Consider the following 9,139-nt stretch of genomic DNA (forward strand, 5'->3'; position numbering starts at 1 on the left):
GACAAGGAGACACCTACGCTATCGCGCGCGCGCGCCCCATTCGTAGGTCGGCCCGACATGTCCGTAGAACTACGGTGTGCTCTCGGCCTCGATCCACAGACGTGTCATCTCGGCCGGCGAAGTTGTGCCGAGCTTGGCACCGATGGCCGCGCGGTGGCTTTCCACTGTTCGGGGCGAGACGTCGAGTGCTCCCGCGATGTCGCGGGTCGCGAAGCCGCGCGCCACGAGCGACAGGACTTCCCGCTCGCGCGGCGTCAGCCCGGACAGCAGCGCCATCGTTTCTCGGCGCTCGGCGTCGGCTTCGGCGGCACGGCCGAGCGCCGCCTGCCCTCGCTGAATGGCGTCGATGAGATCCTGTTCGTCGACTGGTTTCGACAGGAAGTCGATGGCCCCGTTCCGAAACGCCTTTCGGCAGGCTTCAATATCGCCATGCCCCGAAATCACTACGGTCGGCCAAGCCACGCCGCTCGCGGTCAGGCGTTCCTGCAGTTTCAAACCCGAGATCGCGGGCATCCGGATATCGAGGATCAGACAGCCTGGATCGAGCTTCGGCAGGGCTGACAGGAAGTTCTCGGGGCCGGGAAAGGCCAAGACTTCCATCCCGACCGTCGACAGAAGCAGCGAGAGCGCGTCGCGCACCGCTGCATCGTCGTCGACAAGATAAACCTGCGCGGTCATTCCGCTGCCCTCCTAGTGGTGCGCGCCAGCGGCAGGCTGATCCTGAACCGGGCGCCCTCGCGGGCCTCGACCACTGTCAGATCGCCGCCGGCTCTCTCGACCAGGCGATGGCTGAGCGCCAGACCGAGGCCCGTTCCGCTCTCCCGTGTCGTGAAAAAAGGGGTGAACAGCCGGTCCCGCACATCCGGCCGAATGCCGGGCCCGGTGTCGCTCACGTCGATCACCGCCATCGCGCCGTCGCGCGACGCCTCAATCGCAACCTCCCGCGCCCCGGCACTCTCGGCGACCGCATCGAGCGCGTTTCGTATCAGGTTGAACAGGACCTGCTCCAGTTCCACGCGATCGCCCTCGACCGTCAGAGGCGTGGGCGGTAGCGTCAGAGTGAGGCGGGCACCAAGCTCCTGGGCCTGTCCCGCAAGCAGTGTTTCCGCCACGCGGATGCAGTCCCTGAGATCGATGGATTCCGCATTGCGTTCCCGCGGCCGCGTCCACGTCCGCAAGCGCTCCAGAATAGCTCCTGCGCGCCGCGTCTGTCCGACAACATCCTCGAGAATCTCCGCGACGCGGTTCATGTCGCCTCGTGCGGCCAGGTGTCGGGCCGCCTGTGCTTGCGCCAGGATCGCCGTTAGAGGCTGGGTCAGTTCATGCGCCATGCCACTGGCCATCTCGCCGAGCGCGTTGACCCGGGACGCATGGCTAAGACGGGTCTCGAGACCGCTGAGTTCAGCGCGCGCCTCCGCGGCGCGGACCTTGACGCGTTGCCGACCGATCACGCGCAGCGCCATGGCACCCAATGCGATCACGGCCATAACGAAGGCCACCCGGCCCGGAGGCAGGATGTCCGAAATCGTCATGCGGATCGCCGTCTTCAGTTCAAGCGGCTGCGTGTCACTCGAAAGGGCGCGGGAAAAATGCGGCGCGTACAAGTCTCCGGCGACACCGATCAGCGCGGTGCCGTCGGGAAGTGCCAGCCAGCGCGTCGCCTCGGCCCGCGTCCAATAGTCGGAGTCGCCGTGAAGCAGCGCCGCAGCGTCGATCACGAGGCCGAGTCCGTAACGCGCCGCCTCCGAATTAGGGCTTCGCTTGACGATCAGGTAGGCCGGGCGGTCGGAGGGATAGCGGACCAGCACCGGGGTACCGGTCGAACGGTCGGCGGCGGCGCGGATGAGCTCCCGGAGATCGGCCTCGCGGACCCCGATCTCCAGCTCGCCGTCGTCCCCGTCGAGCGGCACGAGAGAAATACCGATGATGCGAGGGTAGAACCGCATGATCGCGCCGGCAACCTCGCGGAAGAGGTCGGGACGCTGCTCCGCTCCAGCCACCGCAATGGCCGACAGGGCCGTCAGATGTGCGTCGTGCTGGTCCACGCGTTGCGAGGCGACCGCGTGAAGGCGATCACTCTCCGCCGTCAGGTCGGTCAGCCGCGCGTTGCGCTCGAAACCGGCGAGGAGGCCGAACACCAGCACGCAAACGAGCGCCCAGGCGATCCCCTTGGCAATGGGTCGGCGCAGGATGTCTCGTGATGATCGCGTTCTGCCTGACAAGTTTCCGGTTCCGGTGCAAGCGATGCCTTGTCAGGCATCACGAATTCGAGACCAGCATAACCTTTCGGCGTAGTTTTGAAATCCGTAGGACTACAGAGGCCGGTCGGTCTTGCTATGGCAGATTTCCGGCTTTTCGCGCGCAGCGAAGGTCCGAAATGTGGGCTGCGAGCGCGGCATTGGGACACTGCTGCCAATGACCGCTACGGGCCGTTCGCACCAGTTGAAACCGATCAGTCGGAGGTCTGGAAAGTCCGCATGTGAGACGCTCGAAACCGGCGCAGCGAAGGTCCGGTTCAGTTTTGGGCTTGCCAGCCCTATTTGAAGGTCCGCTTTCGCCGTTTCGACTCGGGCTTCTCGCGGTCGCAGAGAATGGCCGGTGTCCGACGTACGCTACGGATTCTGCGAAGATCATGAACGTCCTGGAAGGGCTCTTCTGAGACATCTGAGTCATTCCGTCAGATGTCCGGAAAGTCCATGGTTTGTTGCTGCTGTCAGCGGAGCTGCAGTGGCGACAAATCTGACAAGGAGGAAAGCGCGGGCGGCTGTCGCAGCTATGGGGATTGTGCGTTACCGGTGCGTCAGTCGAGGAACGGATCGGCGGTCGCGTTGGTCACGGGGCGGGTAGGGGAATAGGTATCAGTAATGATCAGACTGACTGAGGGAGAGTATGAGGGAACCCTGTGGAGGGAGTTCAGGGATGGGATGGAGGGGGAAAAAGAAAGGGGGGGGATGGGGTGGATGCCACAATTGTTCGAAAAAGCCTTTGCTTGTTTGGATTCGAATTCTCCGACAATGGCCGATTGATATGAATCAAGGTGCCTCTCCGAAATCCAAGGACAATGTCTCCAGTTGTAGGGAGAACGCTATGTTTCGACTTGTCAGCTTCATATTTTTCCTTTTCCTTTCAGCCACCTCGGCCTCCGCAGATGAGTATCACTGTACAATGCGCGGAGACTTTGTTGGAAAGACGCTCATCTTCAAGATCGACAATAAGACGGGAAGAGGAACTGTTCTTGATAAGGAATTTATCGGCGAACCTGTTCGAGCCCAGTTCGAGAGGCGCTCGGCCACCTACGTCAAGCTGAACTGGGGATTTTCCTTTCGGCACAAGAGTGACGGCTTTTGGGTCACATATCGAGGCACGCTAAGGACAACCGACGGTCAGTTCACGGTAAACATTGCTGTACAGGGCGGCGGTAACTACGGCTCTATACACAAAGGTGCGCGCGGCACGTGCAAGCACCTTTAGCGCTCGAGTTCTTCCGGAAGTAAGGCCTCACCCAAGCCTGAGAGTTCAGCAAGGAAAGCAGTTGTATGCCCGCCGGATGGTTCGAGGCCTGGGGCTTGCGAAGAACGGTAGCGGTGTCGACGTAGACGGTATCTACAGATCGACCTTGGCTCTTATGCACCGTGGCAAGTGCCGCGAGTTCGAAGCGGTTATCTCTATGGTCCGATGACGCTTGAAGCTAAGGAGGTACCTTAACTAAAGAACCGCGCCAGAGACTCGTAGTAGGGATACCTAGGTGGAGGCCCGAGCATGACCCAGAGCAATAACCCTTTGACTGTGCCCTTGGGCAGCACGTCCGGCGCGAAGGTTGCCACGACGGAATAGAGATAGGCAGCGAGCGTACCGACTGCGACGAGGCTGTTCATGTCGGGTGCGCCGCGCAGGAGCGCTGGAATGCCCTTGGTGTGGAAACGCATCCCCGGCAAGGCGAGCACGAACGTAGTCAGCGCGAACTGCAGAAGCCAGCTCGTTCCGTGCCCGATCGTCGAGCCGATCAGCGCATGCATCCCGGGAATGACATGGCTGCCCATCTCCAGCACGAAGACCGGCAAGGCGAAGGCAGCCGCCAGCCCGAGATCGCGCTTCAGAAGCGCCTGCTCGGCATCCTTGCGGGCAGCTTTGGCCTCGTCTTCGCTGGCATCCTGCGCGACTTCATGCGCGGTGTAGCCGGTCTCGGCCACGGCGGCGATCAGTGCGGCGACATCGGCGGTGCCCTCCGCCGTTGCCTGCTCTGTTGCAAGGTTCACATTGGCAGAAGTGACATCAGGAACGGCCTGAAGCGCGCGCTCGACCCGGCCAACGCAAGATGCGCAGGTCATGCCATCGATGGAAAGTTCGGTTATATTACTAGGGCCTGTTAACACTTAATCATATCGACGATTAGGGCGAAATTCAGGAAAGCGCGGTACATGACGTCCAGCTTTTCGAACCTTGAGAAGATGCGCTGGTATCCTTTCAGCCTTCGAAACAGGCGTTCAACCTCGTTGCGCCGCTTGTAGATGGTCCGATCGTAATCCCATTTGATCAGCCGGTTCGCCTTTGGCGGAACAACCGGGACCATGCCTAGGTCAAGTATCGAGAGCGCGCTCTCGATACCCGTTTGGGCACGTTGAACCTACGGGTGCCGAAGCTGCGGCAGGGCAGCTACTTCCCCGGCTTCCTGGAAGCCCGAAAGACCTCGGAGCAGGCCCTCGTCGCGGTGATCCAGGAGGCGTGGATCGGCGGCGTCTCCACCCGTCGTGTCGATGATCTGGTGCAGGCCATGGGGTTGTCAGGCATCTCCAAGAGCACGGTGTCCAAGCTGTGCAAAGACATCGATGAGCGCGTTGGCGAGTTCCTGAACCGACCGCTGACCGGCGATTGGCCCTATCTCTGGCTTGACGCTACCTACCTGAAGGTCCGCCAGGGCGGCCGCATCGTGCCGGTCGCGGCGATAATCGCCGTGGCAGCCAACACCGAGGGACGCAGAGAAATCATCGGCCTGGGTATCGGCCCATCCGAAGCCGAGACCTTCTGGACCGAGTTCCTGCGATCCCTGCGCGCCCGCGGCCTGGGTGGCGTCAGGCTGGTGATCAGCGACGCCCATACCGGCCTCAAGGCCGCAATCGCCCGGGTCTTTGAAGCCACCTGGCAGCGTTGCCGCGTTCACTGGATGAGGAATGCGCTGGCGCACGTCTCGCGCGGCCAGCACACCGTCATCGCCGCGGCGATCCGCCAGGCTTTCGACCAACCCGACCGCGCCCATGCCGGCGAAACCTGGCGCAAGGTCGCCGAACAACTCCGTCCGCGTTGGCCCAAGCTGGCCGATCTCATGGACGTCAGCGAGCACGACGTGCTGGCCTACATGTCCTTCCCGCGACAGCACCGGACCAAGTTGCACTCGACCAACCCGATCGAACGCCTGAACAAGGAGGTGAAGCGGCGCGCCGATGTCGTCGGCATCTTCCCGAACGAGGCCTCAATCATGCGCCTGATCGGCGCCGTGCTGTTCGAGCAGAACGACGAATGGCAGACCGCAAGCCGCTACATGATGGTCGAAGCCTTCGCTCAGATCGACAAGGAGGAGATCGACCCCATTCTCAGCATAACAACGAAAGCCGCCTGATCATGCCCTCAGGCCATCCGGGAAATTACACCACCTTGACGGACGTGACCAAAATGGCTGAGCGGCAGAAGTGCTTCCGGCAGTCGACAAAGTCGCTTTTTCAGGAGACAACTCGCACTAAAATTCTCAGCGAGAAGATTGGCAGACCAGTTTATTCTGGCAAACCAACCATAAAGGTTGGAGAAACGGTTTGTGTCGTCCGCCCTGCGTTCTCAGCCCGCGTCGCACGCGGACCCAGCTTGGTGTGAATGCGAGACGCCAAAGTGCAGCCTTTTGATTTCCTTGGCGACCTGAGCCTGCAAGTTCCAAAGGTATGCATCTCGAATACTGGCGGATTCCAAGGCACAGACAGTTTTGAAAAGGTATTCCGCGCACGAGCCTGCATGTCCACAGGCCCGCGCAAGCACCGCTGCCACTCGAGAGATAGGCAGTTCCGGCACGTCTGCAACTTCAGGGGGATCGGCATAGAAGCACAAGGTGCGAAGAGGCCCTTGTTCAGAGTGAAGATCGATTAGCCGCAGTGCCGCGTATCCCATCGGCCCCCCGATTTCACGCCGCAGAAGTTTGACCATGGTTTGGTGGCGATCGTCGTCCTCTATGCGTTGGGCGATACCGGTGCACTCTCCCCCCTTGCGCAGCGCCATCATCAAGCCGGGCTGCTCCGGCGTTCCCCGCCATCGTTGCATTTCGAGGCAGAACGCGCGGTGCCAGCCAAAAGCTGTGCTCAAACGCGTTTCAGCAACGTCAGCGGCCGGTTTCCAGATCAATGATCCATAAGCGAAAACCCAGATCGGGCCAGAGCCGAGTCGTTCCAGAACGTCGCTTGCGGCCCTGTCAAAGTCTGGCTCCTCGAAACGGACCATGGCGGGATCGCTTTCTGGTTCGACAATCTCGCGATAGCACAGCGCGACAAGGTCCGCCGTGAGTGACATCGCCTCGACTGGTTCGTCATTAGTGGCCAGAGTGAAGGCGTTGTTCATCTCCCGCGTGGCCCCATAAAATCAAGGAAGGAGCGCGCATTTTCATCATACATAGCGGCCATCAGCGCCTCCTCCCAACAAGCATCAGATCGGGAGATTTTGACATAAGGGTCCTCACTGCGGGGGCCCCGCTGTGAGCTAGTCGATATGACAGAGGAGACCGAAGAAGTGATCCATGCGAGAAGGGCTTTCATTTTCTGGCTCCTGGCCGGGGTGTGTGTTTCTACCTTCGATTCTGGAACCTCTTCGTGAATTGACCGAGTGGCGCCGCGTGAACGCCTCGCAAACAAAGCCTTTGCAAATGGCCCGCATCGTGAATTCACTGTGAAATCGATATGTACTGCCGCGAGGCCAAGGAAACAGCCGTGCCGCGATGTCAACTCAATCTGCTGGGTGGGTGGTCCCTGACCGTTGAGGGGGGCGCGGAATTGCCGCTGCCAACCCGCAAGGACAGACAGCTTCTGGCCTATCTGGCGACACATCACGGAAAGCGCCATTCGCGCGAGATGCTCGCCAATCTGCTCTGGGCGGATCGTGCCGACGCCCAGGCCCGCGACAGTCTGCGCCAATCGCTTGCAGCGCTGCGCAAAGCTTTCCGGTCCATCGGCCTCGATCCGGTAGAAAGCGACAGGGTTAGTATCGGTCTCTCGAGTCCTGACCTGAGCATCGATGTCGTTAAATTTTCAGAGGGCAGTCCCGAACCTGCAATGGCAGGACTTTTTCGGGGTCCTTTCCTGCAGGACATGGACACGTCAACGCCGGAATTCGAGCATTGGGTGGCGCAGGAACGGCAACGGCTAAGCGGACTGGCTGAACAACTGGTCTGCGCCGCACCAAATTCCGATGTGACTGCCGAAGAGGCCGACGCGGCGTTGGAGTTGGGCCGCCGACTCCTGAGGCAGGATCCTCTGCTTGAGCCCGTTTGCCGGGCAGTGATGCGTCTTTTGGATGCCAGAGGCGAGCGGGTGATGGCCCTGAAGATATATGCAACCTGCCGGGAGGCCTTGCGTGATGACCTAGCAGCGGAACCGGACCCCGAAACCGAGAGCCTCTACAGAGACATATTGACGGGAACACCGGCCGTTCCTGGACCAGACAGGGTGATGGCAGTCGAGGTGGCACATGACAAGCCATCGGTTGCCGTCCTTCCACTGGTCAACCTGACGGGGGACGAAAGCCTTGGATTCCTGTGTGAGGGGTTGGCCGAGGACATCTCGACAGGATTGGGCAGGTTTCGATCGCTGGTGGTCATTGACCGCTACTCCGCGGCGAATGTTGCCGCGAACACGGCGGATACGTTGGAGATCGGCAGGCGCCTCGGCGCAGCACTTTTGGTGCAAGGTAGCCTCCAGGCCACGCCGTCGCGTTTGCGCGCCACTCTACGTCTCATCGACAGCACGAGCCGCACCCAAACTTGGAGCGACGTGTTCGAATGTGCCTTCGGTGAAGCGCCTGGCATTCCGGAGCAGATCACAAGGGCCATCATTGCGACGCTCGAGAACAGGGCAGAAAGCACCGTCCTAGCGGGTGGCAAGACAAAACCGACCATGGCAGCCTATGGCTGCACTATGCGGGGGATCAAACACCTGCGCGGCTACGCGGCCGATGACAACAACAAGGCACTGGCACTTTTCCGGCAGGCGCTGGAGCTTGACCCCGACTATGCGCTGGCGCAAGCGTACCTCGCATTCACAGAAGTTGTGATAAACGACTATGACGCTGCGCCGCGGTCGCTCCTGCTGGATTGCAAGGTGCGCATCGATCAGGCTCTGGCTAACGATCCGTACGACGGCAGGATCCACTGGCTTCTTGCCTCCGTTCACAGCTATTTGCGTGAATTCGAGGATGAAAGGCGCCAGCTGGAGCGGGCACTTGCGCTAAACCCCAACGACGCCAACGCAAAGGCATCCTACGGATCGGCAATCGCCAGCTTTGGCCATCACGAGGAAGGCCTGAACGAGGTTCGTGAAGCTATGACTTTGAATCCCTTCCATCCGGAGTGGTACTGGCTCTCGCTAGGGGACGCGTTCTTGGCGGCTGAACGTTATGATGATGCCATCGAAGCCTTCAAGCGGCGCACCAGACCCAAGGTCTGGGTGCTGACACGTATGGCCATCTGCTACGTCCTCGGCGGGCGCATGGAAGAGGCGCGCGAAACCGTACGCCGAGTTCTGGAGCAGAACCCAAATTTCCGTATCTCAAAGCAACGTCAGGGCGGCTGGTCCGAACGGGACTTGGAACGTTTTCGGAGGGCTATGATTCAGGCGGGATTACCGGAATAGATTGCAGACGGAATTGGAAGTGGCAGGCTTGTGGCCGAAGGCGCAGAGAACGACCAGATCAGGTTTTGACGATTTGGGAGGCTACGAGCGTCCGGTTGAGAAGTTTGCGCTGCATTGCCGCGATTGTCTTGGAAACTTGATGACCGAGAAAATGTAAATATTGCTGCATAAGCGACAGACAGAAAAGTCCTGTGTGTATGACGTCTGCTTTGCAAGGAAAAAATGCTCTGATTGCGCGGCTGGTCAGTACAGTCCTGTGTCCG

General features: G+C 60.4%; 7 protein-coding genes and 2 pseudogenes. 3 read left to right on the forward strand and 6 right to left on the reverse strand.

Annotated elements, in window-relative coordinates:
- Positions 1-69 precede the first annotated feature (69 nt).
- Together OEZ49_RS21570 and OEZ49_RS21575 are read right to left on the reverse strand one after the other, a co-directional pair.
- Entirely contained in the window at positions 70-678 is a 609-nt protein-coding gene (locus OEZ49_RS21570) for a response regulator transcription factor (RefSeq protein WP_263390229.1), read from the reverse strand.
- The gene (locus OEZ49_RS21575; RefSeq protein ID WP_263390230.1) at positions 675-2,144 is read right to left on the reverse strand and encodes a sensor histidine kinase; all 1,470 of its coding nucleotides are present in this window, start codon (positions 2,142-2,144) and stop codon (positions 675-677) included. The genes OEZ49_RS21570 and OEZ49_RS21575 overlap by 4 nt, the downstream gene beginning before the upstream one ends.
- A gap of 943 nt (positions 2,145-3,087) precedes the next feature.
- On the opposite strand from OEZ49_RS21575, the gene OEZ49_RS21580 reads away from it, so the two are divergent.
- Complete coding sequence (locus tag OEZ49_RS21580) at positions 3,088-3,471, forward strand: hypothetical protein (RefSeq protein ID WP_263390231.1); 384 nt, start codon at positions 3,088-3,090, stop codon at positions 3,469-3,471.
- A 230-nt stretch (positions 3,472-3,701) separates the two neighbouring features.
- Here OEZ49_RS21580 and OEZ49_RS21585 read toward each other — a convergent pair whose 3' ends face one another.
- Both OEZ49_RS21585 and OEZ49_RS21590 read right to left on the reverse strand, forming a co-directional pair.
- Positions 3,702-4,328, reverse strand: coding sequence for a cation transporter (locus OEZ49_RS21585; protein WP_450103989.1), 627 nt, complete (start codon positions 4,326-4,328; stop codon positions 3,702-3,704).
- Between the two features lie 38 nt (positions 4,329-4,366).
- A pseudogene (locus OEZ49_RS21590) lies at positions 4,367-4,585 on the reverse strand (IS5-like element ISCARN85 family transposase); the annotation flags it as partial.
- On the opposite strand from OEZ49_RS21590, the pseudogene OEZ49_RS21595 reads away from it, so the two are divergent.
- Positions 4,583-5,614: pseudogene (locus OEZ49_RS21595) on the forward strand (IS256 family transposase); the annotation flags it as partial. The pseudogenes OEZ49_RS21590 and OEZ49_RS21595 sit on opposite strands and share 3 nt — an antisense overlap.
- A gap of 212 nt (positions 5,615-5,826) precedes the next feature.
- Here the strand turns inward: OEZ49_RS21595 and OEZ49_RS21600 are convergent.
- The gene (locus tag OEZ49_RS21600) at positions 5,827-6,594 is read right to left on the reverse strand and encodes a gamma-glutamylcyclotransferase (RefSeq protein ID WP_263390232.1); all 768 of its coding nucleotides are present in this window, start codon (positions 6,592-6,594) and stop codon (positions 5,827-5,829) included.
- Positions 6,595-6,929: 335 nt separating this feature from the next.
- Here OEZ49_RS21600 and OEZ49_RS21605 point away from each other — a divergent pair, with 335 nt between their 5' ends.
- On the forward strand, positions 6,930-8,876 hold the full coding sequence (locus OEZ49_RS21605) for a BTAD domain-containing putative transcriptional regulator (RefSeq protein ID WP_263390233.1): 1,947 nt from the start codon (positions 6,930-6,932) through the stop codon (positions 8,874-8,876).
- A gap of 58 nt (positions 8,877-8,934) precedes the next feature.
- Here the strand turns inward: OEZ49_RS21605 and OEZ49_RS21610 are convergent.
- Positions 8,935-9,139, reverse strand: a 205-nt coding sequence (locus tag OEZ49_RS21610) for a hypothetical protein (protein WP_263390234.1), incomplete at its 5' end; no start/stop codon positions are given.

The organism is Ruegeria marisflavi, assembly GCF_025673445.1.
Lineage (GTDB): Bacteria > Pseudomonadota > Alphaproteobacteria > Rhodobacterales > Rhodobacteraceae > Ruegeria_B > Ruegeria_B marisflavi.